The sequence below is a fragment of the Burkholderia plantarii genome, from assembly GCF_001411805.1.
In the GTDB taxonomy this organism is placed as follows: domain Bacteria; phylum Pseudomonadota; class Gammaproteobacteria; order Burkholderiales; family Burkholderiaceae; genus Burkholderia; species Burkholderia plantarii.
Map to the genome: position 1 here is coordinate 1752772 of NZ_CP007213.1, position 25142 is coordinate 1777913.

A 25142-nucleotide genomic window follows, 5' to 3' on the forward strand; every position below is an offset into this window, starting at 1 on the left:
GTGCGACGATCGGATGGTCGGGAATTATATCGCAACATGATATTTATCACGGTGCATCCCTGCATTGCGTGTAAAGGCGTGCGATTTCAAACGAGCGTTCGACCGATCATCGGCGTACAATTCGCCGCAGCCCCGATTGCTTCAAATCAAATTCGAATCCGACAAGATGCCGCGCGCGATGCCGATCCCCAGCCCAGCTTCCGGCCCGGATCGCGTGTCTGCCGCCTGCGCCGCCAGGCCCCGAGGGGCCGCGGCATCGCCAGTTCCTCCGTATCCCTGATCCCCCATGGACATGCTCGAAAACATGCGGCTGTTCGTGCGCGTCGTCGAGGCCGGCAGCTTCACCGCCGTTGCCAAGGAAATCGCCGCCACGACCGCGCAGGTGTCGCGTGCCGTCTCGAATCTCGAGGCCCACGTGCAGACGCGCCTGCTGCACCGCACCACCCGCCACCTCGGTCTGACGGAAAGCGGACAGCGCTATTTCGAACGATCGAAGTCGATCCTGGCCGAGATCGACCACGCCAACGCCGAGGCGCGCAACGCCTTGCTGAAGCCGAGCGGGCGGATGCGCATCCATGCGATGACGGGACTCGGGCAGAGCCACGTGGTGCCGGCCGTGGCGCGTTATCAGGAAGACAACCCCGAGGTGTCGATCGAGCTGACGCTCGCGCAGCGCATGCCGAACCTGGTGGAAGAGGGCTACGACGTGTCGATCGTCACGGCCTCGCAGCTGCCCGATTCCGGCTACGTCGCGCAGACCTGCGGCGAGAGCTGCAGCGTGCTGGTGGCCTCGCGCGATTACCTGGCGCGCCACGGCGTGCCGAAGACGCCCGACGACCTGCTGAAACACATCTGCCTGCGGCTCGACACGCCGTCGTCGCCGGGCGGCGAATGGCGGCTCGAGAGCGACGACGGCGACGAGCGGCGCTTCGAGCTGCCGACCTCGCCGTTCCAGGTCAACGTGCCCGACGCGCTCGCCGTGGCGCTGCGCCTCGGCCGCGGCATCGGTTCGATCGCGCTCTACACGGCGCTCGACGACCTGCGCTCCGGCAGGCTGGTGCGTGTGCTGCCGAACTACCGGCTGCATACGATCCACGTCTATGCGGTGTATGCGACGCGCCGCTATCTCGACGCGAAGACGCGGACCTTCCTCGACCATCTGCGCACGACGCTCACGCCGGCGCTCGCCAACGATCTGGTCGAACTGGCGCGGCTGGCCGGCACGGTGCCGGCCAGCGCCTGAGCGCGCATCGAGTCAAGGGGAGCCGTGCCCGCCGGCACGGCAGATGAGGGGGCGGGCGTCGCCAACGGCTCGCCCGGTGCATCGCGCGCATCGCGCCGGCCGCACACGTGGCGCAGGCGCTTGGCGCCGCCGTCCGGCGCGCGGGACCGGCCGCGATCCGCCGGAATCGGCGCGCAACCTTCCCGTGCCGGCGCGCGGTCGTCAGCGCGTGACCGGGTGGGCGACTTAGTGCGTGACTTAGTGCGTGACCGACAGGAACAGGTAGGCGGCGAACAGCGAGAGGTGGACCACGCCCTGCAGCACGGTGGTGCGGCCCGCGCTCAGCGTCAGCGTGCTGACCAGCAGCGTGAGCGAGAGCAGTACCGTTTCCATCGAGCCGATGCCGAGCGTGAGCGGCTGGCCGGTCCAGATGAACACGATGGCCACGGTCGGGATCGTCAAGCCGATGCTCGCGAGCGCCGAGCCGAGCGCGAGGTTGAGACTCGTCTGCAGGCGGTTCGCGCGCGCCGCGCCGACCGCCGCGAGCCCTTCGGGCAGCAGCACCAGCGCCGCGATCACGATGCCCACCGCCGCCTCGGGCGCGCCCAGGCGCGCCACGCCGCGTTCGACGGCTGGCGACAGCAGCTTCGCGAGCAGCACCACCGCCACCAGCGCGATCAGCAGGAACGCCACGCTCGTCAGCGCGACGCGTGCCGTGGGCGGCGCCGCGTGGATCGATTCGTCGGCGCTTTCGGCCACCAGGAAGTAATCGCGGTGGCGCACCGTCTGCACGAACACGAACACGCCGTAGAGCACCAGCGAGGAGACCCCCGCGAAGGCCAGCTGCGAGGTGGAGAACTGCGGGCCGGGCGCCGCGTTCAGGTAGTTCGGCATCACCAGCGAGAGCACCGACAGCGAGGCCAGCACCGCCAGCGACTTGCTCGCGCCGCGCCCCTGGAAATCCTGTTCGCCGTGCTTCCAGCCGCCCGTCAGCAGGCAAAGCCCGACGATGCCGTTGCAGACGATCATCACCGCCGCGAACACCGTGTCGCGCGCGAGGCCCGCTTTCTCGGGGCCCGCCGACAGCATCACCGAGACGATCAACGCCACCTCGATCACCGTCACCGCGACGGCCAGCACCAGCGTGCCGAACGGCTCGCCGACGCGATGCGCGACCACCTCGGCGTGATGCACGGCGGCGAACACCGAGCCGGCCAGCGCGAGCGCGACCAGCGTGATCGCGAGCCACTCGAACGGGATGAAGCCCGCCAGCGCGAGTACCAGCCAGGCCACGATCGGGGCCACGAGCGTCCAGCGGGGCAAGGCTTGCGAGGAGTTCGGCATCGGCGGTCCTGGGTTGCTTTGTTGATCGGGAGTTCCGTCCCGGCGCTCGGCCCGGGCGGGTGCGCGCGTGCCCGATTCTAGCAGGCGGGCGGGGCGTTCCAGCCCAGCGGGCGGTTGCCGTGCGTCGATACGGCGGCCCGCCTGGCGGCACATGAAAGGGCCGGTAAAGGCATGCATGAACGGCGATGTCGGCATGCGGCGTGCCGGGCCCGTCATCGATTCGTTCGCGCCGCCGCCGCGAGCGTGAACGGCTGCACTACAATGGCGCCGGCCCGATCCCGTCCGCGTGCCCGGACGCCGTCGTCTTTCTTTTTCGACCGATGATCCTCCACCGCCTGATTTCCGAAATCCTGTTCGGCTTCACCGGCCTGATGGGCATCCTCAATCCGTTCGGGATCGCGTTCCTGTTCCTCGAACGCACCGATTCCCTCAACGAGCGCCAGCGCGCCGCGCTCGCGCGCAAGGTGGCGATCAACGCGTTCATCGTGCTGATGGTGGCGTTTTTCCTCGGCACGCCGGTGCTGCACTTCTTCGGCATCTCGATGGAGGCGCTGCGCATCGGCGGCGGCTTCGCGGTGGCCGTGTCCGGCTGGCAGATGCTGAACGCGCCGGACGTGCCGGGCGGCGAGGCCGAGGTCAAGCCGCTCAACCCGCACAACGTGATGTCGCGCGCCTTCTTCCCGCTGACGATTCCGCTGACGGTCGGGCCGGGCTCGGTCGCCACCGCGATCGCGCTGAACGCGAACCGCACCCACAAGCTCTCCGAGTTCCTGATGTCGAGCATCGTCTCGGTGGCCGTGTCGGCGCTGGCCGCGCTCGTGATCTGGCAGACCTACAGCCGTGCCGAGGTGCTCGCCCGCTACCTCGGCGCCGAGGGTACCAAGGTCGCGCAGCGCGTGTCGGCGTTCCTGCTGCTGTGCGTGGGCGTGCAGATCATGCTGACCGGCTTCTCCGCGTTCCTTCAGCCGCTGGCCGATCAGGCGAAGTAAGAGGCGGCGCGGGCCTCGCCTGACGCTCAGGCACCGGTTGCCGCGCGCAGCGGATAGGTGAATAGCGCGAAATGCACGAGGTCGAGGCCGGCGTGGGCGATCCAGGCCGCGCGCAGGCCGCCGAAGCGGTAGGCGAGGCCGTAGCCGAGGCCCGACAGCGTGGCCAGCGCGACGAACGCGGCGCCGCCCGGCGCATGGGCCGCGCCGAACACGAGCGAGGCCACGAGCAGCGCGAGCCACTGGCCGCCCGGGGCGCGCGCGAGGCCGATCTCGAGGCCGCGCTGGAGCCAGCCGCGAAACAGCGCCTCCTCGGCGAGCGCGACGATCAGCAGGTTGTTGGCGAGCCAGAGCCAGCCGGCCGCCGGCCATTTCGGCGCCCAGCCCACCGCGCCGAGCGCGGCCGCCAGCGCGAGGCAGACCAGCGCCGTGCCGAGCGCGGCCGCCGCGCCGATCGGCAGCGACTTGCTCCAGCGCACCGGCCGCACCGCCGACGGCAGCACCCACGGCAGCCAGAAGCCGACCAGCGCCTTGTCGGCGTTCAGATACATCGTGAACGGAACCGCGTCCGGCGTGAAACGGATCGCGGCGATCACGCGCGGGTTGTGGAAGCCGGGCAGCAGGTGCAGCGAGAGCGCCACGGCCAGGATCGTGAACAGCACGCCGCCGGCGATGCGCAGCGGCCAGACGCGACCCGGACGGATCGCCCAGGCGGCCAGCGCCAGGCCCGCGAGCGGGGCGAGTGCGAGGGGAGCGAGCTGGCCGGCCGCGAACGCGGCGGCGTAGCCGATCACGGCCAGCGCGAGGCTGGCCGGGCGCAGGCGGGGCCACCAGACTAGCAGCGCGGCGGCGAAGATCGCGGCCCAGGGCAGCAGCGGCGGGAGGTTGGACATATCGGGGAGCGATGAAGCCGACGGGCGCACATCATAGCTTGGGTGGAGGGGTGGTGCGTTGGTGTCGGGGAGGTGAAAGGGAGGCGGGGACGGCTAGACAGGGCTGCCCGCATCGGTCGTGGCGGCCGGGATTCAAGGCGTCGCCGGATCGCGCGCATGGCTCGCGTGGGTACCGCGCCCGCTTGCCTGCCGCCGGGATTTTTGAGATGGTTCAATCGAGTGTTTTTCAACCAACAGCCAGGTCGCGATACGCATGAGCGAAAGCGTTCAACGAATCCAGATACGACAACCGTCCCTCCACGATTTGCACGGGCTGTTGGCGTGTCGAAATACGGGCTTGTCGCCCGATTCGCCCGACCTCATGTCCGAGGACGCTGCGACGCGTCTGCTCGAGGAGCAGGCGTTGAAAACGGATGCCGATCCCGGCTGGCGCATGTTCACGATTTGCCGCGATGGCCACGATGACATGATCGGCGAGGTCGGCGGATTCGTTCATGCGGGAGACACCCCCGTGATCGATATCGGGTGGTGGCTGGCCGCGCCGTTTCGAGGAAACGGCTATGCCACCGAGGCGGCGCGACGGCTGCTGGTCTGGTGTTTCGACGTCCGCCACGCCAGCGAGGTCACGGCGCACTGCCTGGCCAAAAACACGGCGTCGAGAAAAATAGCCGAGAGACTTGGCATGCGTGAGAGCGGACGGAAACCTGTCGGGACGGACGGGGCGCAAGAGGTGGCGTTCGTGTTGAGTCGGGACGCGTGGGGTCGGCGCAATGGCTGAGCGGCGATTCAACGATGCCGTTCGGCGTGGCGGCTGGCGATGGCGGGCCAGGCATGCTTGCCTGCAACGCACCGCCGAACCGGCGTGCCGCTGCCGCGTTTTCATGCGCGGCAAGGCGCGTCACGCGTCACGCGCCGGCGGCGCGGGCCGCGTTCGGGCGGCCGCCTGGAATCCCGCGCACGGGCACGCGCAATCGCTCACCCGAACCCGCCGCGCCGCGCCGCGTCGTGCGACCCGCCTTACTCCGGCTTCGCCCCGACCGTGAACGCGAACGACGCGATGCCGTCCACGCCGCCTTCCACGCGATCGCCCGGTTGCAGCGCCGCGACGCCGGCCGGCGTACCGGTGAAGATCAGGTCGCCCGGCTGCAGTTCGATCGATTGCGACACATACGCGATGATGTCCGGCACCGGCCAGATCATGTCGGCCAGGTCGCCTTGCTGGCGCGCCTCGCCGTTCACCGACAGCCAGATCCGGCCGCCCTTCGGATGCCCGACCTCCGCCGCCGGGTAGAGCGGCGTGACCGGCCCCGACGCGTCGAAGCCCTTGGCCCAGTCCCACGGGCGGCCGAGCTTCTTCGCCTCGGCCTGCAGGTCGCGGCGCGTGAGATCGACGCCCACGCCGTAGCCCCAGACGTGCTCGAGCGCCTGGGCCGGGTCGATGTTCTTGCCGCCCTGGCCCACCGCGATCACGAGTTCGATCTCGTGGTGCAGGTCCGAGGTCAGCGGCGGGTAGGGAATGGTGCCTTCGGCCGGCACCACGGCGTCGGCCGGCTTCGAGAAGAAGAACGGCGGCTCGCGGGTCGGATCGGCGCCCATTTCGCGGGCGTGCTCGGCGTAGTTGCGGCCGACGCAGAACACGCGGCGCAGCGGAAAGCGCGCCGACGAACCGGCGATCGCGACGCTGGCGACGGCGGGCGGCTGGATGGCATAGGAAGCGGAATGATCGGTCATGTCGGAACTCGGGTCGAAGACGGGGAAGCGGAACCAGGCGGCCGTGGCGACACGGCCCGATGACAAGATAACAAGCGCGGCCGTGCCGGGATGCGACTCAGCTGTCGACATTCTGGACAAATCTACGCTGCCTGCCTACCGGCGCCATCGCGGCGGGGGGCGGCTTGGTTCGCGGCCAGCGCTTTCTCCCGCCGTTTCAACCTGCCGCTGCGTCCCGCTGTTGTTGTCTTGGCGTTCGCCGCCGGCCTCGGGCAGGCCGTTTTCGACCGGATCAGCCGCCGCTGGCGCCTCGGCTTCGGCGTCCTCGCCCCCGGCGGCGAAGCCCGCCGCGTCGTCGCCCAGCGCCGGCCCGGCCGCCACCATCCCCGCACCACTCGCCGCGCTCAGCGCCCCGGCCACGTTCGCCGACGCGCCACGCGGCGCGCCGGCCTCGCCGTTCGCCTCGCGATAGTCCTTCGGCGACATCCCCACGCAGGCCCGGAAGCGACGCGAGAAATAGCCCTCGTCACGAAACCCGACCTCGTGCGCGATCTCGGCGATGCGCCGCGTGGTATGCGCTAGCAGCGACTGCGCGAGCGCGATGCGGCGCCCGGTGACGAGTTCGGTAAACGTGCTGCCGGTCTCCTTGCGGATCAGGTGGGCAAGATAGTTCGGCGACAGGAACGCGGCCTCGGCGGTGCCGGTCAGCGTGAGTTCGCCGCTCGTCAGGTTGGCGCGGATGTGGCGCATCACGCGCGCGAGCGCGTCGCGCCGGCCGGCCTTCTGCGCGCCGTGGCTGTGCGCGAGCCGGCCGAGCGCGCCGGCGTACAGCGTGCTGACCAGGCCGATCAGCTGCAGCAGGTAGCCGCGCAGCAGCGTGGCCGAGCCGAAGCCGCGCTCGCGGTCGGTATCGAGCATGCGCTGGGCCAGGCGTCGCGCGTCGTCGAACGCGTCACCGGTCAGGATGTAGTCGAGCCGCTCCTGGAAGCGGAACGGCGCGAGTTCCGGCACGCGCTGCACGGGCACCTCGTCCAGGTCGAGCGGATCGACGTCGAGATCGGCGCGCAGGAACGTCTGCGAGAAGTTGATGACGATGAAGTGCGCGCCGGGCGGGTGCGGGATCAGGTGCTCGCGAAACGGCAGGATGAACGCCAGCGCGCCGCGCGGAAACGGCCGCGTCACGCCGCCGATGCGCTGCTCGGTGTCGCCGCCGAGGTTGAACTGGATCTGGAAATACGCGTGCCGGTGCGGCTCGGTGATCGGCTGCCGGGTGGTCTGGTCGCGAACGTAGAAATCGAGGCGGTCGCTGCGCTCGGGCATCGCGTAGGTGCGCGGCTGCGGATTGGCTGGCATGGCGGTGAAGCGGGGTCTTGCTGGTCGAGCCGGGATGGTACAGCGGTTGGGGCGGAGGGTGTCACGGATCGTTCGCAATGACATGAAATGTTTTTGTTGTTGTTTATAATAATCATTCTCATTTAGATGAAGAGGCCCGGCGTGAGCGTCGGAAGAAGGTTCGATGTCGGCCAATCCACTGCTTCAACACCGCGAAATCGATGCGCTCTACAGCGGCCATCATGCCTGGCTGCAGCGCTGGCTGTGCCGCCGGCTCGGCTGCGCGCATCGCGCGGCCGACCTCGCGCATGACACGTTCATGCGGCTGCTGGCCCGCGAGGAGCCGATCGGCGCCGACGAGCCGCGCGCGTTCCTGACCACCGTCGCGCAGCGCGTGCTCTACAACCACTGGCGCCGCGAGCGCATCGAGCAGGCCTATCTCGACGCGCTGGCCGCGCAGCCCGAGCCCTATGCGCCGTCGCCCGAGACGCGCGCGCTGCTGCTCGAGACGCTGGTCGAGATCGACCGGCTGCTCGACGGCCTGCCGGTGGCCGCCAGGCGCGCGTTCCTGCTCTCGCAGCTCGACGGGCTCTCGCAGGCCGAGATCGCCGCCGAGCTTGGCGTGTCGTTGTCCACGGTCAAGCGCCACCTGACGCGCGCCGCCGCCCGGTGTTTCTTCGCGATGGCGCTCTGATCTCATGCAATCCGAACCGAACCCGGCGATTCCGCCGGAAGTCGCGCAGCGCGCCGTGCAATGGTGGGTGGAAATGCAGGGCGCCGGTGCCGCCGCCGATGCGGCGGCCCGCGCGGGCCTGGCCCGCTGGCGCGCCGAACATCCGCTGCACGACGCCGCGTGGCGCCATATCGAAACCGTGCAGGGGCGCTTCACGCAGCTGGCCGCCGGGCTCGACGCCGGCGCCGCGCGCGCCGCGCTGCTGCCGGCGCGCTCGCCGAAGCGGCGCGCCGCGATCAAGGCGCTGGCGCTGCTGGTGTTCGCGGGCGGCGGCGTCTGGACGCTCGATCCGGCGCGGCAGTGGGCCGTCTGGACCGCCGACGCGCGTACCGCCGTGGGCGAGCGGCGCCGCATGACGCTGGCCGACGGCACCGAGGTGGTGCTCAACACCGACAGCGCGATCGACGTGCGGTTCGACGCGAGCACGCGCCGGATCGTGCTGCTGCGCGGCGAGATCATGGTGACGAGCGGCCACGAACGGCGCCTGCCGGCGCGCCCGCTGGTGGTGGCCGCCGCGCCGGGCGAACTGACGCCGCTCGGCACGCGCTTCGGCGTGCGGCTCGACGGCGCCGTGCTGCGCGTGGGCGTGTTCGAGGGGGCCGTGCGCGCGCAGCCGGGCGAGCCCGGCGCGGCGTCGCGCGTGATCGCGGCCGGCCGGCGCGCGGCCGTCACGCTCACGGCGGTCAGCGAGCCGCAGCCGCTCGGCGCCTACGCCGGCAGCTGGACCGACGGGACGCTGGTGGCGTCGAGGCTGCGCCTGGGCGACCTCGTCGCCGAACTGGCGCGCTACCGGCACGGCTACCTGCAGTGCGATCCGGCCGTGGCCGGCCTTCGCGTGTCGGGCAGCTATCCGCTCGACGACGCCGACCGCGTGTTCGAAACGCTGCGCGCGACGCTGCCGATCGACGTCGAATCCTTCACGCGCTACTGGGTGCGGATCGTGCCGTCGCGCGCCTGAACGGGCCGCCGCGCGACACCGGCGGCCGGTGCCGGCCGATCCCGACCGCGCCCGACGGCCGTCGCCCGTGGCCCTCCGGTCGATCCCGCCATCCGTCTCTCCCTCCACTTCGCAAATTATTTTCGAGAAAACCTGAGCTGTTTTGCCTCGCTCGCGTGACAGGGAACAGGAAAGCCACTCTCTTTGCCCTCGTCTCCGATTCTCCGATCATGCAACCGACCCGTACCGCCCGGCCGCCGCGCCGTTCCCCCGTTTTCTCCCCGAGCGGCGCGCCCGATTTCGCCGCGCTGGTGCCACGGCGCGTGGTCGGCCGGCTCGCGGCCGCCGCGTTGCTGACGGCGCTGGTGCCGCCCGTCGCGACGGCCGCCGATGCGGGCGCCGGCGCGGGCGCCCGGTCCGGCGCACCCGTCGCCGCGCCGCGCGGCTACGAGATTCCGGCCGGCCCGCTGGAGGGCGCGCTGAACCGCTTCGGCCACGAGGCCGGCATCCTGCTCGCGTTCCCGGCCGATCAGGTGGCCGGCCTGCGCAGCCCGGGGCTGCATGGCCGCTTCGAGGTCCGCCAGGCGCTCGACCAGCTGCTGTCGGGCAGCGGCCTGAGCGCGGTGCGCCAGCCGGGCGGCGGCTACACGCTGATGCATGCCGAGGGGGCCGCGGCCGACGCGGCGCCGCTGCCGGCCACCGCGCTCACCACCATCGTCGTCGAGCGCCAGGCGGTGAAGGCCGACAGCTACCGGCCGCAACGCGAGGCGAACGTCACGCGCTCGAACGAGCCGGTGCTCGACACGGCGCAGGCCGTCGACATCGTGCCGGCCCAGGTGCTGCGCGACCAGAAACCGCGCAACCTCGACGACGCGCTCGCCAACGTCAGCGGCATCACGCAGGGCAACACGCTGGCCGGCACGCAGGACGCGATCATGAAGCGCGGCTTCGGCGACAACCGCGACGGCTCGATCATGCGCAACGGCATGCCGGTGGTGCAGGGCCGCGCGCTGAACGCCACCGCCGACAGCGTCGAGGTGCTGAAGGGGCCGACCTCGCTGCTGTACGGGATCATGGACCCGGGCGGCGTGATCAACGTGGTCAGCAAGGTGCCGCAACTGGTGCGCTCGAACACGGTGTCGGTGACGGGCGAGACCTACGGGCACGGCAGGAACGGCGGCGACATGATGCTCGACCTGACCGGCCCGATCGGCGACACCCGGCTGGCCTACCGGCTGATCGTCGATCATTCGGACGAGCCGTACTGGCGCAACTTCGGCACCAGCCGCGAGACGCTGGTGGCGCCGTCGCTGGCCTGGTACGGCCGCGACACGCAGGTGGTGCTGTCCTACGAGCATCGCGACTTCCTCTATCCGTTCGATCGCGGCACGGCGCTCGACCCGCGCACCAACGCGCCGCTCGCGATTCCCGCGCGCGAGCGGCTGGACGAGCCCTGGAACAACATGGTCGGCGCCTCGAACCTGTTCCAGCTCTCGGCCGACCACCAGTTCAATTCGGACTGGAGCGTCCACCTGGGCTACAGCGACAACCGAGAGACCTACGACGCGAACCAGGTGCGCATCACCGGCGTGAACACGGCCACCGGCACGCTCACGCGCAGCGACGACGCCACCCACGGCGCCCTGAGCACCGACAGCTACGGCGTGGCCTACGTGAACGGCAAGCTGCGGCTGGCCGGCATGCAGCACGACCTGCAGTTCGGCGTGGACAGCGAATACCGCCGCATCTATCGCGCCGACCTGCTGCGCCAGGCCGTGTCCACGCCGTTCAGCTACCTGAACCCGGTGTACGACCTGATCTCGCCGTCCTCCACGGTGTCGCCGCCCGACAGCGACCAGACCGACAAGCTGCACAGCCTCGGCCTGTTCGCGCAGGACGCGATTCACCTGACCGACAAGTGGATCGTGAGCGGCGGGGTGCGCTTCATGCGCTTCAGCCAGGTGGCCGGCAAGGGCCGCCCGTTCGTCGCCAACACCGATCTCGACGGCACCAAGTGGCTGCCGCGCGCCGGCATCGTCTACAAGGCCAGCAACACGTTCTCGCTGTACGGCAGCTATTCGAAATCGCTGAAGCCGACCTCGTCGATCGCGGTGCTCTCGTCGGGCTACGTGATCGACGGCGCCACGCCGCCCGAGCAGTCCACCGCCTACGAGGTGGGCGCGAAGCTCGACATGCCCGGCGGCATGACCGGCACGCTCGCGCTGTTCGACATCGACAAGAAGGACGTGCTGGTCTCGCAGTTCAACGACGTGACCAAGCTGACCGACTGGCGCACCTCGGGCCGGGCGCGCTCGCGCGGCGTGGAGCTCGACGTGTCGGGCCGGATCGGCGCGCACCTGGACCTGATCGCGAGCTACGCCTACATCGACGCCAAGACCACCGAGGATCCGCTCTACGCCGGCAACCGGCTCTGGAACGTGGCGCGCAACACGGCGTCGCTGTCGGCCGTCTACGACGTCGGCACGCTGTTCGGCGGCGACGACCTGCGCATCGGCGGCGCCACCCACTACGTGGGCGCGCGGCCCGGTGACTCGGCCAACAGCTTCACGCTGCCGTCCTACCTGCTGTTCGACACGTTCGCCACCTACGACACGCGGATCGGCAAGCAGAACCTGTCGTTCCAGCTCAACGTGAAGAACCTGTTCAACCGCACCTACTACCCGTCGAGCGCGAACCGCTATTTCGTGGCGATCGGCGACGCGCGGCAGGTGCTGCTGACCACCACGCTGCAATTCTGATCCGGAGCCCGTGATGAAGACGTTCGGGCAAGACGGGGCGGCGCGGGGCCGCGCGGTCGAGGACGGCGCGATGGAGCCGGCCGCCGGCTCGCGCGAGGCCGGCGCGGCGCACGACGCGCGGCGCCGCTCGTGGCTGCGCGCGGCGGCGGGCGCGGTGGCCTGCGGGCTCGGGGGCGTGGTGGCCGCCGGTGGTGCGCGGGCTGCGGAGGCGGCGCGGGGCGGCACCGCGCGCGTGACGCTGCTGGCGCAGCTCGGCGGCCCCGATCTCGCCGTCGATCAGCGCATTGCCGCGCATCTCGGCGAGCGCGGCTACGCGGTGCGGCTGGTCGATCAGGCCGCGCCCGTGTCGGTGGCGGCCGACGCCGATCTCGTGATGATCTCGTCCACGGTGTCGGCCAAGGCGGTGCTGGCCGGCTGGCGCCACCTCGCCACCCCGCTCGTCACCTGGGAGAACGACCTGCTCGACGATCTCGCGATGACGGGCAAGCGCCACGATGTCGATTTCGGCGAGACCGGCCAGGAGCGCCATCTGTGGCTCGTGAACGCGCCGCATCCGATCGCGGCGGGGCTGCCGGCCGGCACCACCGACGTGTACGGCAAGCAGGCGCCGATGAGCTGGGGCAAGCCCGGCCTCGGCGCGTCGATCATCGCCACCGTCTACGGCCAGCCGGAAAAGGCGGCGATCTTCGCCTACGAGCGCGGCGCGACGATGGACTACGAAGCGCTCGCGCCGGCGCGCCGCGTGATGCTGTTCCTCGACAACGATACGTTCCCGAACCTGTCGACGGCCGGCGTCGCGCTGTTCGACGCGGCTGTCGATTGGGCCGTGGGGCGGCGCTGATGGAGGCGGCGGCGCGGTGAACGCGGCGCCGGACGGCGAGCAGACCATGTTCGGCGGCGCGAATCGACGGCCGAGGCCCGACGATTGGTTTGTCGCGGCCGCCTTCGTCGGGCGCGGCCGCCGGTCCGCTCAGCGTGCGCCGGCCCTGGCCGGCGATGCCGCCGGCAGCTCCTTGCCGGCCGGCGCATCCGACGGCATCGGCGCGCCCACCGTCGCTGTCGTCGCCGTCGCTGCCGCCGTGTCGGCAGCCGCTGCCGTATCGGACGCGGCGGTGCTGGCCGCCGCGGCGGCGGCCGCCTCGTCCTCCCACCCCCCGCCCAGCGCCAGGAACAAACGCACCTGGTCGGCCGCGACCTGGCCTTCCACGGCGGCGACCTGTGCCTGCACGCTGGTCAGCGTGCGCGTCGCGTCGAGATCGGAGATGAACGATTCGCGGCCCGCCGTGTAGAGCCGGTGCGTTTCGTCGGCCGAATCGCGCGCCGACTGGTACGCGGTGCGCAGCGCGTCGGCGCGCTGCGTATCGGCCGCGTAGGTGGCCAGGCTCGTCTGCGTCTCGCGCAGCGCGTTCAGCACCACGCCGTCGAAATGCGCGAGCGCGCCGCCCGTCGCGGCCTCGGCCTCGCGCACGCGGGCGCGCTGGCCGTTGGCCGGGAAGGTCCAGCTGATCAGCGGGCCGAATGCCCAGCGGTTGGTCTCCGACGAGAGCAGGTCGCCGAAGATGCCGGTGGTGCCCACCGAGGCGCCGAGACTGACCGTCGGATACATCGCGCCCACCGCCACGCCGATCCGCGCGGTGGCCGCCGCCAGCTGGCGCTCGGCCTCGCGCACGTCGGGGCGGCGCCGCAGCAGCGCGGCGCCGTCGCCCACCGGGATCGCCTGCTTCAGGCGCGGCAGCCTGCTGCAGCCGAGCGCGGCGGCCGGCAGCTCGGCCGGCGAGCGCGCCAGCAGCGCGGCCAGCTGGTACTGCGCGACGCGGCGGCGGCCCTCGAAGCGCGGGATGTCGGCGGCGAGCGTCTGCACTTGCGTGACGCCGCGCGTGACGTCGGGCTGGTTGCCGCGCCCGGCGTCGCGCAGCCGCCGCGAGAGCGCGACGCGCTGCTTCTGCAGGTCGAGCGACTGCTTCGCGATCTCGAGTTCCTCGCCCGCCGAGCACGCTTCCACATAGGCGCGCACGACGTCGGCCACCACCGTGATGCGCGCGAGATCGCCGGCCGCCTTCACGGCGTCGCTGTCGGCGCGCGCGGCCTCGACGCCGCGCCGCAGCTTGCCGAACAGGTCGAATTCGTAGGACACGTTGAAGTTGAACGCGCCTTCGTTGACCACCGGCAGCTTGCCCGAGAGCAGGTATTGTTCGGCCGACTCCTGGGCGCGCTGCGCGCCGCCCTCGAAGTTGCCGCCGAAGCCGCCCTGCGCGTTCGCGACGTCGAGCGCCGCGCGCGAGCGCGCCAGGTTCGCCGCCGCCACGCGCAGGTCGGTGTTCGAGCCGAGCGCCTGCTGCACGAGGCCGTCGAGCACGGGGTCGTCGTAGAGCCGCCACCAGTTGGCGGGGACCGCGTCGTGCGAGACGAGCGCGCCGCCGCTGCCGGCGCCGTCGAGCGGGGCGTTCGCGAGCGGCGCGTTGACGAGCGCCTGCCTCGGCAACTGGTAGTTCGGGCCGACGGTGCTGCAGGCCGTGAGCACGAGCGCGGCCGCGAGCGGCGTGAGGGCGGCGGCGCGGCGCGAGATCGATGCCGATGCCGCCGAAGCCGCCGCGAGCGCGAAGCGGCGCTTCATCGCGCGGCTCCGGCGGAGGCCGCGTGCGATGCCGGCGCCTCCGAGGTACCGGGCGCGCCGGCGACGCTGGCCGTGTCGGTGGCGTTCGTGGCGTGCGCCGTAGCGGATGCCGCCGAAGCGCTCGATGCACCCGACGCCGGGCCGCCAAGCCGGCGCGGCGCCGCGGGCGAGCCCGGCGCGCGCATCGCCACGGTCGCGGTGCGTCCCGCGATCATGCGGAAGTCGTCGGGCACCTCGTCGAGCGAGACGCGCACCGGAATCCGCTGCGCGAGCCGCACCCAACTGAAGGCCGGATTCACGTTCGGCAGCAGGTTCGCGCTCTGCGAGCGGTCGCGGTCCTCGATCGCGGCGACGATGCTCTGCACGTGGCCGCGCAGCGGGCGCGGCTCGCCCATCACGGTGATGTCCACCGGCTGGCCGATATGGATGCCGCTCAGCTTGGTTTCCTCGAAGTAGCCGTCGACGCGGAACGAATGCTGGTCCACCACCGACAGCACCGCGCGGCCGGCCGGCACGTATTCGCCCACGCGCGGCGCGCGGTCGTTCAGGTAGCCGTCCACCGGGCTCACGATGGTGGTGCGCCGCAGGTTCAGCTTCGCGGTATCGACGTTGACCTGCGCGTCGGCCACCGCCGCCTCGCCCTGGTCGACGCGCGTGCGGCTTTCCTCCAGCTGCTCGCTGGCCACCAGGTCGCCGAGCTTCAGGTTGCGCGCGTATTCGCGGCGCGCCTGCGCGAGCGTGGCGCGGCGCTGTTCGAGCGTGGCCTCGGCCAGCCGCAGCGCGAGCGTGTAGCGCGCCTGGTCGATCACGAACAGCACCTCGCCCTGACGCACCGCCTGGTTGTCCACCACGCGCACGTCGGTGATGAGGCCCGACACGTCGGGCGCCACCTGGATCACGTCGGCGCGCACGTGGCCGTCGCGCGTCCATGGCGAGAACATGTAGTAGTTGACGATGCGCCACAGCACGAGGGCCGCGACGACGACGACGATCAGGGTCAGCAGGACCTGCCCCGCCGAGAACCAGGTTCTTTTCACGTTGAGGTAGCCACGAAATGGTGGGAGACGAGCACGACGCCGGCCAGCAGGAACACGTAGATGCCGAGGTCGAAGATCGACCGGTGCCAGACGAAGCGATAGAGGCCGACGCGCGTGAAGATCGCGCGCACGACGATGTTGAGCAGGTAGGCGATCAGCATCAGCACCAGCGGTGCGGGCACGTAGACGCCGAAGATGTCGAGTTCGCCGATCATGGTTGCGCGAGGTTGGGCATAGGAGCGTCGGGTCAGGCCTGCGCGGCCTCGGGCGCGGGCGGTTTCGGCTGCATCAGCACGGGGTTCAGCGACAGCCGCAGGCCCACCAGCGCATGCAGCGCGTCGCGCAGCCCGCGCTGCGGCGCGGCGGCCGGGCGCTCGTCGTGCGGCGGCGGCACGGCGCCGGGGACGGCGTCGGCGTCGGTCCCGGCGCTGGCTGCGTCGGCGGACGCGCCGCCCCGGGCCGGCTGGCGCAGCGACAGGCGGTCGAGCGCCTCCTCGATCGATTCGATCAGCGAGGGCGGTACCGGCTGGCGCGCGTTCGCGTCGGCGCAGGCGGTGAAGTGCGCGTTGACGCCGTCGAGCACGCGGTCGATCGCGGCCGGCATGTCCCCGCCGAGCCGGCGCCGCGAGCGGTGCAGGTCGAGCGCGTTGAGCGCCACGCGCAGGTCGCGGAACGATTCGATCGACGGGTGGCGGTGGTCGTCGGAGGCGGCCAGCCGCGGCAGCAGCTGGGTGACCCGGTCGAGCATCCGCGAGGCGTGGTTGCGCTGGTCGCGGACCGGCTGCGCCGAGGCCGATTTCGCCACGTCCTCCCAGCTCGAGCGCAGCAGCCGCCGCACCGCGAGTTCGGCGCCGAACGGCCGCGTCACGCGGGTCCAGACGAACGCGAACAGCAGCCCCGCCACACCGGCGATGTTGCTGTTCAGGAAGATCAGGAAGTCGGCCTGGTAGGCATCCTGGATGCTGATGAAGGTGGCGGTGTTGACGGCCACCAGCATCGTCACGAGATTGAACTGCGGGCGCGGGATCAGCGTGCCGATCAGGATGAACGGGCCGGCGAACATCACCACCAGCATCGCGAAGTCATGCACGTGCGGCAGCACCAGGAACAGGTAGAGCCCGGCCAGCACCACGCTCGCGCAGGTCGCGGCGAAGAAGCGGAACACCATCGGCGCCGGTTCGTCGAGCGCGGCGAAGAAGCAGCAGGCCACCGCCGCCAGCGTGACCGCGCCGGCGCCGTCGGCCCAGCCCGACGAGATCCACAGCCAGCACGCGAACACGATCGCGCCGCCCGCCGTCAGCGTGGAGAACAGCATCATGCCGCGATCGAAGTAGCGCTCGGTGCCGCCGATCCGCCAGTGCCGGTAGCGCGGCTGCCAGACGCCCGACTCGTCGGCGATCAGCGCGCGCAGCGCGCGGCAGTCCTGCCAGACGTCGATCACCTGGCGCAGCCGCCACAGCGCGTTCGACAGCAGCGCGCCGTCCCAGCGCGTGAGCGCCTCGCCGCGCGGCTGCAGGGCCGCGATCCGCGCGCGCAGCCGGTCGGCCTCCGGCTCGTCGGCGCCGCCGGCGGCATCGGACGCGTTCGGCAGCGGCGCGTCGAACCAGCGGGCCGCGTCGGCCAGCAGCGTCTCCAGCTCGACCGGCAGCTGCTTCAGCTCCTGCATCAGCGCCACCAGCGGATCGGCCAGCGCCGACATCAGCGGCAGGAACAGCTGCATGCGCCCGCGCAGCGCCTCGGCGCGCGCCAGCACGCGCGGCGACGAGTGATCGTAGCCGAGCTGGCTCAGCAGGAATTCGAGCGCCGAGATGGTCGAGGCAAGGCGCTGCCGGCAGGCCGACAGCGCCTTGCCGGCCAGGTGGCCCGACAGCGTTTCGCGGCCGTAGAACGCCGCGTCGCGGAACCACGCGTCGGTGCGCTCGATCAGCGTCGGCGCGAGCCGGTTCGGCAGGATCGCGCTGCCCACCACGCTCGCGCAGACGATGCCGAGCGTGATCTCCTCGGTCCGCGCGATCGCCACGTCGAACACCGTGGTGGGATCGGTCACGGTGGGCAGCGCGATCAGCGGCATCGTGTAGCCGGCCAGCATGAACACGTAGCTGCGCGCGGTGCGATCGGAGATCGCCAGATAGAGCAGGGTGCCGGTCCACAGCGCGACGATCACGCTGAACAGGAACGGCGTCTCGACGAACGGCGGCACCAGCAGGATCGCCGCGGCCGCGCCGAGCGCGGTGCCGAGCGCGCGGTACAGCGCCTTCGAGCGCGTGGCGCCGACGAACGGGTTCGAGACGATGTAGACGCTGGCCATCGCCCAGTACGGGCGCGGCAGCTGGAAGTAGAGGCCGAGATAGAGCGCGAGCATCGACGCGGCGAACGTCTTGGTCGAAAACAGCCAGTCGCGGACCGACGGGTAGGTCATGATGCGGCGTGATCCTGGCCGCCCGCTTCGTTGAAGGCGTTCAACACGCGCAGCGTCGCTTCCAGATCGGCGCGGCTGACCGATTTCAGCACCCTGCCGCGCAGCGCGCGCAGATCCTCTTCCATCTTTTCCGTGACCGCGCGGCCTTCGTCGGTCAGCGTGATCGTCTTCGCGCGGCGGTCGGCGGGATCCTCGTCGCGGCGCGCGAGGCCCGCCGCGCAAAGCTGGTCGAGCAGCCGCACCAGCGACGGCCCCTCGATGCCGACATATTCGGCCAGCGTGACCTGACGCACCGCCTCGCCGAGCCGGCCGGCGATCAGCAGCGGGGTGGCGCAAGCCTCCGACACGTTGTAGGCGGTCAGCACCGAGTCGCTGGTGCGCCGCCACTTGCGCGCGGCGATGGTCAGCGTGCTGCTGACGGCAAGGCGCAGGTCATGCAGATTTGTCATGGCCGGCATGATAGCGGAAATCAATTCGATAGCAAACTAACTTGTTTTCGTCGATGCACGGCGCGATCGCGCGGGCCGAAAAGCGAGCGGGCCGGCGGGCTCGGGCCGCTTCATGCCGGCATGGTGATGCCGGTTCGATGGCGGGACGATGTCGTTTTCGTGCCACGTCGATGCCGCGGCGCGGCCGGGTTGGCGGGGCCGACGCCGCGGCGCGTCGAGCAGGCCGGCATACCGCCGGGTCACGGTCGGTCCATCGCGCCGCGTCATGCCGGGCAGGGCCTTGCCGGTCCTGGCGGTGCGGGCACGATGGCTGCTCGGCGATGCTGCGGTGCGGCGAGCGCGAACCACGGCGCGGGGCGGTGCGGCCTCGGCGCCAACGCGTGCCGCACCGCGCGAACGCCGGCTCGCGAGCCGTAGCGCTCGGCTCACGCAGGCGGCCGCGATCTGTCGAATCGGGTCGGATGTGCTTATAGTTCCGGATGCCTCGCGCCGTCGGCGCGCGGTGGCCGATCCTTCCCGTCAAGCCCTGCATCGAGGCCCCAGAATGAAGAAGAAATCGCTTGCGATGTTCGTTCGTCCGCGCCGCCGCGCCGGCGAGCTGGCCGCGCGGCGCAACCGGAAGATGGCGCGCTCGGTCCACGCCTACGTGCGCGGCAACACGGCCCGCTATTACGAGTGGCTCGAGAACGCCAAGGTGGGCACGCTGCCGGAAGGCCCGGCGATCTGGATCTGCGGCGACTGCCATACCGGCAACCTCGGCCCGGTGGCGAACGATGCCGGCGAGATCGAAATCCAGATCCGCGATCTCGACCAGACCGTGATCGGCAACCCGGTCCACGACCTGATCCGGCTCAGCCTGTCGCTGGCCACCGCCGCGCGCAGCTCCGACCTGCCCGGCATCGTCACGGCCCGCATCATCGAGGAGGTCCACGAGGGTTATACGCACGCGCTGGCGGGCGGCAAGCCGCGCGCCGCGGCGATCCAGAAGCCCGACGTGGTGCGGATCGTGATGCGCGACGCGCTCGAGCGCACCTGGAAGCACCTCGCGCGCGAGCGCCTGATGGGCGCGAAGCCCGAACTGCCGCTCGGCAAGCGGTTCTGGCCGCTGTCGGCGGCCGAGTCGCGCGGGATCGCGTCGCTGGTCGGCACGCCCGCCATCGCCGAGCTCGCGATCGGGCTGCGCGGCCACCGGCCGGGCGAGCACGTCGAACTGCTCGACGCCGCTTACTGGGTGAAAGGCTGCAGCTCGCTCGGGCGGCTGCGCTACGCCGTGCTGCTCGACGTGGACGGCGCCGCCTCCGACGGCGACGACCTTTGCCTCGTCGACATCAAGGAGGGCACCACCGCGCTCGCGCCGCGCTATCGCGACAGCGTGATGCCGCGCGACAACGGCAAGCGCGTGGTGGAAGGCGCGCGCCACCTGTCGCCGTATCTCGGCAACCGGATGTGCGCGGCCACGCTCGCCGATCGCTCGGTGGTCGTGCGCGAACTGCTGCCGGCCGACCTGAAGCTCGAGATCGGCAGCGTCGACGAGGTCGAGGCGCGCCGCATCGCGCGCTATCTGGCCTACGTGGTGGGCGTCGCGCACGCCCGGCAGATGGATGCGGCCACGCGCACGCGCTGGCACGCCGAACTGAAGCGCGTGCGCTCGAAGACGATCGACGCGCCGTTCTGGCTCTGGCGCAGCGTGCTCGAGCTGATTGGCAGCCACGAGATCGGCTACCTCGAACACTGCCGGCGCGTGGCCGCGCAGCACGGCAAGGCGTGAGCCGGGCCGGGACAGCCGGAACGCAACGACAGGAACAGGCGGGAGCGATCGGACCATGAAAACGTTTCATTGCGGAAACTGCACGCAGCTGGTGTTCTTCGAAAACGTCCGCTGCGAGCGCTGCGAGGCGCCGCTCGGCTATCTGCCCGACGTCGGCGAGGTCGGCGCGTTCGAGCCCGACGCGTCGGGCAGCTGGCGCAGCCTGCATCCGGCCGCGCACGGGCGGCGCTACCGGCAATGCCACAACTACGCGGTCGAGAACGTCTGCAACTGGATGATTCCGGCCGAGTCCGACGCCACCTATTGCGAAGCCTGCGCGCTGACCGAGACGATTCCCGACCTGTCGAACCCCGACAATCGCCCGCTCTGGTATCGCACCGAGGTGGCCAAGCGGCGGCTGCTCTACACGCTTTCCATGCTCGGGCTGCCGATCGAATCGCGCAGCGCGTTTCCCGAGCGCGGCATGAGCTTCGCGTTCAAGGCCGCCACTGAGACCGAGCCGGTGATGACGGGCCACGCGAACGGCCTCGTCACGCTGAACCTCGTCGAGGCCGACGACGCTGAGCGCGAGCGCGTGCGGGCCGCGATGCGCGAGCCGTACCGCACGCTGGTCGGGCATTTCCGGCACGAGATCGGCCATTACTATTTCGATCGCCTGATCGTCGGCACGCCGTGGCTCGAACCGTTTCGCGAGCGCTTCGGCGACGAGCGCGCCGACTATCAGGCCGCGCTCGACGCGCATTACCGGCATGGCGCGCCGGCGGGCTGGGAGGATGCCTACGTCAGCGAATACGCGACCATGCACCCGTGGGAGGACTGGGCCGAGACCTGGGCGCATTACCTGCACATCGTCGATACGCTCGACACCGCCAACGCCTGCGGGCTCGTGCTCGATCCCGACGACGAGAGCCTGCCGCGCCTGGACGACCAGACCTCCGTGGACGAGGCGTCGTTCGGCAACCTGATGCGGCGCTGGTTCCCGCTGACCTATGCGCTGAACAGCCTGAACCGCAGCATGGGCGTGGCCGACGCCTATCCGTTCGCGCTTTCGGCGACGGTAGTGGCGAAGCTGCGATTCGTCCATCGCGTGGTGACGGCCACGCGCGAGGTGACGCCCGACGATGGCGCCGGTGCGCGCGCCGTGGGCAGCGAGGGGGAAGCGGGTTGAGCGTGTAGGGGCGCGCGCGGCGGGCGTGCCGGGATCGACAGATTGGTCCGGCGCACCGCCGAAGCGGCGCGCCGCGATTTCACGACTCGTCGGCGGTGCCGGCCGTGCCGCGCGGGCGGCGCGCGCGCGCGGCGCCGCTGCGGGGCGAGCGCGAACGTTTTGCGGCGGCCGGAGCCGGTGCGTCGTCGGCCGGCAGCAGGCTGGCGGGCGCCGTATCCGGGCTGGACGAATCGGCGGCGGGCGCCGATGCCGGTTCGGCGTCATGCCCGGCATCATCGGCCGATGCGGCTGCCGCACCGGCGTTCTTGGCCGCCGTCTTGCGCGTGCGGGCCGGCGTCTTCCTCGCCTTCGCCGTTTTGCGGGCGGGCTCGGCCTGCGCATCCACCACCTCCCACACCGCCGCCTCGGGCGCCGCCGGTTCGAACCCGGCCGGTTCGGCCGGCTCGGCCGGCGCGATCGTGTCGACCTCGGCCGGCGTGTCGTCGATCAGCGGCATCTGCTCGGGCTTGCGCGAGCCGCGGCCCTTGCCGTGTTTCGCGTCGTCGCGCTTCGCTTGGCGGCGCTCGTCGCCGTGGCGTGGCTGGCGGCCGTCGCGATGCGGCTTCGCGGCGGCCGGTGCTTCGACCGGTGCCGGCGCGGTGGTGTCGATCGCCTCGGTCGCTTCGCCTGCCTCTGCCGGTTCGGTCGCTTCGTCCGGCTTGCCCGCCCTGTCGGCGTGGCGTGCGTCGTCGCCGCCGCGTTGCGCGTCGCGATCGCGGCGCCGCGAGCCGTGCCTGCCTTCGCCATGGCGCGAGGTGCGTGCCGGTTCGGCCGGCGCGTCGGCCGTGAAGCCTTCCTCGGCGCCCTTGGCCGCGTCGCCCGTCAAGGCCGGATCGACGGTCACGCCGCCGCGCGACACGTAGGTGCCCGACTTCTCGTCGCGACCGATCTCGAGCAGCCCGCGTGCCTGCGCGTCGTCGAGCAGGTTGCCGAACGCGCGGAAGCCGTAATAGCTTTCGTTGAAGCCCGGCTTGCGGCGCTTGATGGCGCTTTTCAGCACCGAGGCCCAGATCTTGCCGCTGTCGCTGCGCTCCGAGGCAAGCGCGTCGAACGTTTCCACCGCGATCGTGATTGCCTCGAGCTTGCGCGCGTCGCCATCCTGCTTGCGCTGGCGCTCGTCGTCGGCGCGCTTGCCCGGCGCGGCCGTCGCGGCGGCGCGGGCATCGCGCTTGGCCAGCTCGCGTTGCTGCTCGCGGGCGAGGTCGTCGTAAAAAATAAACTCGTCGCAGTTCGCCACGAGCAGGTCCGAGGTCGAGTTCTTCACGCCCACGCCGATCACGCGCTTCGCGTTCTCGCGCAGCTTCGAGACGAGCGGGGAGAAGTCGGAATCGCCGCTGATGATCACGAACGTGTCCACGTGCGATTTCGTGTAGCAGAGGTCGAGCGCGTCCACCACCAGGCGGATGTCGGCCGAGTTCTTGCCCGACTGGCGCACGTGCGGGATCTCGATCAGCTCGAAGCTCGCTTCATGCATCGCGCCCTTGAACGTCTTGTAGCGATCCCAGTCGCAATACGCCTTCTTCACCACGATGCTGCCCTTGAGCAGCAGTTTTTCGAGCACCGGCTTGATGTCGAATTTTTCGAACTTCGTATCGCGCACGCCGAGCGCGATGTTCTCGAAGTCGCAAAAAAGCGCCATGTTGACGCTGTCCTGAGGCAAGGCCATGAGTTCTCCAACCGAAGGCTCGCCAAGGCGGCGAGCGCTGAAATTGCGGACATGATAGCGGTTGTGCGGCGCGCCAACGGAAAAAGCGCGGCGCGCGGCGGACGGTTTGCGTAACCGGATGTTGCGTCGCGCGTGGCCGGGACGCGGTGTCGAGCCCGTCTCGCACCGCCCGTGGGCAGTGGTGGGCGCGGCTGCCCGCCGTCAGCTTCGCGGGTCGCGCAGCTTGCGGATCGCCTGCCACGCGCAGCCGGCCGCCGTCGCGACCAGGCCGGCGAACGCCACCAGCACGCCGAGCGCGAAACCGGCCGGCATCTCGCCGCTGTCGGGCGTATCGGGGCGCGCGATCGCCATCGCCAGCGCGCCGGCCGCGAGCAGCGCCACGCAGATCACCCAGTAGAGCCGGCCGCGCGTCGCGCGCAGTGCCTGCCAGCCCGCCCAGCCGAGGCCGCAGACGTAGAGCAGCGCGAGCACGCCGAGCGCGACCAGATCAGTGACGGGGGAGGCTTGGGCGAGGGCGGCGGAAGCGGGCATGGCGATGAGGCTGGCTGGAGCGGTGAGGGCGGTGGCTGCGCGGGGGACCGATGCGCCCGCGGATGGCGCGGGCAGCCGTGACTGTATCGGCGACGGTGCCGGGAACGCAAGCGACGCGAGGCGGGCGGCGCCAGGCTTCGTGGCTTGCCGATGATCACCACGCGTCCGCAACGAGATATCAAAAACAGATCGTGGTTGGCACGCGCCTGTTTAGAATCGAGTCTTTTCCCGTTCCGAGACCGTTGCCATGACGCACACCCCGCCCGCCTCGATCGATCCCGTTGCCCTGTCGGGCCGCCTCGACGCCGTGTTCGGGCGGGCGCTGAGCGAGCGGCGCGTGGTGGGCGCGGTGGGCGTCGTCGCGCAGCACGGCAAGCTGCTGTACCGGCGCGCGCACGGCCTGGCCGACCGCGAGGCGCGGCGGCCGATGCGCGAGGACACGCTGTTTCGCCTGGCCTCGGTGACCAAGCCGATCGTCGCGCTCGCGGCGCTGCGGCTCGTGGCGAGCGGGGCGCTGGCGCTCGACGCGCCCGTCACGCGCTGGCTGCCCGGGTTCCGGCCGACGCTGGCGAACGGCGAGGCGCCGGAACTGACGATCCATCATCTGCTCACGCACACGGCCGGCCTCGGCTACTGGCTGCTCGACGGGCCGGGCTCGCCTTACGACCGGCTCGGCATTTCCGACGGGCTCGACCTGAGCGATTTCGATCTCTACGAGAATCTGCAGCGGCTGGCCGCGGCGCCGCTCGCGTTCGCGCCGGGCACGGGCTGGCAGTATTCGCTCGCGCTCGACGTGCTCGGCGCGGTGATCGAGCGCGCCACCGGAACGACGCTGGCGCAGGCGGTGGCGACGCTGGTGGGCGAGCCGCTCGGCTTGCGCGACAGCGGCTTCGTGTCGAACCAGCCCGAGCGCTTCGCGACGCCTTATTTCTACGGCAGCCCGGAGCCGGTGCGGATGACGGACGGCGTGGACGTGCCGCTGCCCGACGGGCACGGTGCGGCGGTGCGCTTCGCGCCGTCGCGCGTGTTCGAGCGCGACGCGTATCCGTCGGGCGGCGCGGGGATGTACGGCTGCGCCGACGACGTGCTGCGGGTGCTGGAGGCGATTCGCGACGGCGGGCGTTTTCTGCCCGAGGCGCTGGCCATGGCGGCCCGGCGCGACCAGGTGGGCGCCGCGGCCGAGACGCGCGGGCCGGGCTGGGGGTTCGGCTACGTCGGGGCGGTGCTGAGCGAGCCGGCGCTGGCGCAGACGCCGATGGCGGCCGGGGCGCTGGCCTGGGGCGGCGTGTACGGGCATGCGTGGTTCGTCGATCCGGCGTGGGGGTTGAGCGTGCTGCTGCTGACGAATACCGCGTATGAGGGGATGTCGGGGGAATTGAAGATCGAGTTCGGCGAGGCGGTTTATGCGGGATGAGCGGCCGGCTCGGGGCGGGCTGTATCGATGAGATCGTCGCGCGGCGTGGCGTTGCCGGCGGGCCGGGCGGGCCGTCGAGCGGTGGGGCCGCGCCGGGCCGTGGCATGTGGGATGTCGAGGC

General features: G+C 71.2%; 21 protein-coding genes. 10 read left to right on the forward strand and 11 right to left on the reverse strand.

All coding sequences use genetic code 11. The annotated features are described in order from the left end of the window. Positions 1-286: 286 nt before the first annotated feature. Positions 287-1243, forward strand: a complete 957-nt coding sequence (locus bpln_RS24645) for a LysR family transcriptional regulator (RefSeq protein ID WP_055140275.1) — start codon at positions 287-289, stop codon at positions 1241-1243. 237 nt (positions 1244-1480) lie between these two features. Here bpln_RS24645 and bpln_RS24650 read toward each other — a convergent pair whose 3' ends face one another. Further along, positions 1481-2566, reverse strand: a complete 1086-nt coding sequence (locus tag bpln_RS24650; RefSeq protein WP_042627835.1) for a calcium:cation antiporter — start codon at positions 2564-2566, stop codon at positions 1481-1483. A 320-nt stretch (positions 2567-2886) separates the two neighbouring features. Here bpln_RS24650 and bpln_RS24655 point away from each other — a divergent pair, with 320 nt between their 5' ends. Further along, complete coding sequence (locus tag bpln_RS24655; protein WP_042627836.1) at positions 2887-3555, forward strand: MarC family protein; 669 nt, start codon at positions 2887-2889, stop codon at positions 3553-3555. 26 nt (positions 3556-3581) lie between these two features. On the opposite strand, the gene bpln_RS24660 is transcribed toward bpln_RS24655, so the two are convergent. Further along, positions 3582-4445, reverse strand: coding sequence for a CPBP family intramembrane glutamic endopeptidase (locus tag bpln_RS24660; protein ID WP_055140276.1), 864 nt, complete (start codon positions 4443-4445; stop codon positions 3582-3584). A 253-nt stretch (positions 4446-4698) separates the two neighbouring features. On the opposite strand from bpln_RS24660, the gene bpln_RS24665 reads away from it, so the two are divergent. Beyond that, positions 4699-5223, forward strand: a complete 525-nt coding sequence (locus bpln_RS24665) for a GNAT family N-acetyltransferase (protein WP_080937397.1) — start codon at positions 4699-4701, stop codon at positions 5221-5223. Between the two features lie 239 nt (positions 5224-5462). Here bpln_RS24665 and bpln_RS24670 read toward each other — a convergent pair whose 3' ends face one another. Both bpln_RS24670 and bpln_RS24675 read right to left on the reverse strand, forming a co-directional pair. Then, positions 5463-6176 (reverse strand): fumarylacetoacetate hydrolase family protein, encoded by a 714-nt coding sequence (locus bpln_RS24670; RefSeq protein ID WP_055140277.1) that lies wholly within the window; start codon positions 6174-6176, stop codon positions 5463-5465. A gap of 135 nt (positions 6177-6311) precedes the next feature. Continuing rightward, positions 6312-7475 carry a helix-turn-helix transcriptional regulator gene (locus bpln_RS24675; protein ID WP_244132035.1) on the reverse strand — a complete coding sequence of 388 codons (1164 nt, stop codon included), beginning with the start codon at positions 7473-7475 and terminating at the stop codon, positions 6312-6314. 196 nt (positions 7476-7671) lie between these two features. Here bpln_RS24675 and bpln_RS24680 point away from each other — a divergent pair, with 196 nt between their 5' ends. The 4 genes from bpln_RS24680 to bpln_RS24695 all read left to right on the forward strand — a co-directional run bounded on the left by bpln_RS24680 (position 7672) and on the right by bpln_RS24695 (position 12757). Then, the gene (locus bpln_RS24680) at positions 7672-8181 is read left to right on the forward strand and encodes a sigma-70 family RNA polymerase sigma factor (protein ID WP_042627839.1); all 510 of its coding nucleotides are present in this window, start codon (positions 7672-7674) and stop codon (positions 8179-8181) included. 4 nt (positions 8182-8185) lie between these two features. Next, positions 8186-9178, forward strand: a complete 993-nt coding sequence (locus tag bpln_RS24685; protein ID WP_042627840.1) for a FecR domain-containing protein — start codon at positions 8186-8188, stop codon at positions 9176-9178. A gap of 209 nt (positions 9179-9387) precedes the next feature. Continuing rightward, the gene (locus tag bpln_RS24690; protein ID WP_055140278.1) at positions 9388-11916 is read left to right on the forward strand and encodes a TonB-dependent siderophore receptor; all 2529 of its coding nucleotides are present in this window, start codon (positions 9388-9390) and stop codon (positions 11914-11916) included. A gap of 70 nt (positions 11917-11986) precedes the next feature. Beyond that, a complete protein-coding gene (locus bpln_RS24695) occupies positions 11987-12757 on the forward strand; it encodes a hypothetical protein (protein ID WP_055141209.1) in 771 nt (256 codons plus the stop codon). A 129-nt stretch (positions 12758-12886) separates the two neighbouring features. On the opposite strand, the gene bpln_RS24700 is transcribed toward bpln_RS24695, so the two are convergent. The 5 genes from bpln_RS24700 to bpln_RS24720 are packed head-to-tail and all read right to left on the reverse strand — an operon-like array spanning position 12887 to position 18435. After that, positions 12887-14530, reverse strand: a complete 1644-nt coding sequence (locus bpln_RS24700; RefSeq protein WP_055140279.1) for an efflux transporter outer membrane subunit — start codon at positions 14528-14530, stop codon at positions 12887-12889. Further along, complete coding sequence (locus bpln_RS24705; RefSeq protein WP_042627843.1) at positions 14527-15567, reverse strand: efflux RND transporter periplasmic adaptor subunit; 1041 nt, start codon at positions 15565-15567, stop codon at positions 14527-14529. Before bpln_RS24705 ends, bpln_RS24700 begins: the two co-directional genes overlap by 4 nt. Next, complete coding sequence (locus tag bpln_RS24710; RefSeq protein WP_042627844.1) at positions 15564-15782, reverse strand: DUF1656 domain-containing protein; 219 nt, start codon at positions 15780-15782, stop codon at positions 15564-15566. The genes bpln_RS24705 and bpln_RS24710 overlap by 4 nt, the downstream gene beginning before the upstream one ends. A gap of 32 nt (positions 15783-15814) precedes the next feature. Beyond that, entirely contained in the window at positions 15815-17986 is a 2172-nt protein-coding gene (locus bpln_RS24715) for an FUSC family protein (protein ID WP_055140280.1), read from the reverse strand. After that, on the reverse strand, positions 17983-18435 hold the full coding sequence (locus bpln_RS24720) for a MarR family winged helix-turn-helix transcriptional regulator (protein WP_042629406.1): 453 nt from the start codon (positions 18433-18435) through the stop codon (positions 17983-17985). The genes bpln_RS24715 and bpln_RS24720 overlap by 4 nt, the downstream gene beginning before the upstream one ends. A gap of 544 nt (positions 18436-18979) precedes the next feature. Between bpln_RS24720 and bpln_RS24725 the strand changes: the two genes are divergently transcribed. Together bpln_RS24725 and bpln_RS24730 are read left to right on the forward strand one after the other, a co-directional pair. Beyond that, a complete protein-coding gene (locus bpln_RS24725; RefSeq protein WP_042627846.1) occupies positions 18980-20203 on the forward strand; it encodes a DUF2252 family protein in 1224 nt (407 codons plus the stop codon). A gap of 55 nt (positions 20204-20258) precedes the next feature. Further along, a complete protein-coding gene (locus bpln_RS24730) occupies positions 20259-21371 on the forward strand; it encodes a zinc-binding metallopeptidase family protein (protein ID WP_042627847.1) in 1113 nt (370 codons plus the stop codon). Between the two features lie 79 nt (positions 21372-21450). Here the strand turns inward: bpln_RS24730 and bpln_RS24735 are convergent, their stop codons facing one another. Next, positions 21451-23049 carry an NYN domain-containing protein gene (locus tag bpln_RS24735; RefSeq protein ID WP_244132036.1) on the reverse strand — a complete coding sequence of 533 codons (1599 nt, stop codon included), beginning with the start codon at positions 23047-23049 and terminating at the stop codon, positions 21451-21453. 228 nt (positions 23050-23277) lie between these two features. Then, positions 23278-23607 carry a hypothetical protein gene (locus bpln_RS24740; RefSeq protein ID WP_042627849.1) on the reverse strand — a complete coding sequence of 110 codons (330 nt, stop codon included), beginning with the start codon at positions 23605-23607 and terminating at the stop codon, positions 23278-23280. Positions 23608-23854: 247 nt separating this feature from the next. Between bpln_RS24740 and bpln_RS24745 the strand changes: the two genes are divergently transcribed. Further along, complete coding sequence (locus tag bpln_RS24745; RefSeq protein ID WP_055140282.1) at positions 23855-25021, forward strand: serine hydrolase domain-containing protein; 1167 nt, start codon at positions 23855-23857, stop codon at positions 25019-25021. Positions 25022-25142: the final 121 nt, after the last annotated feature.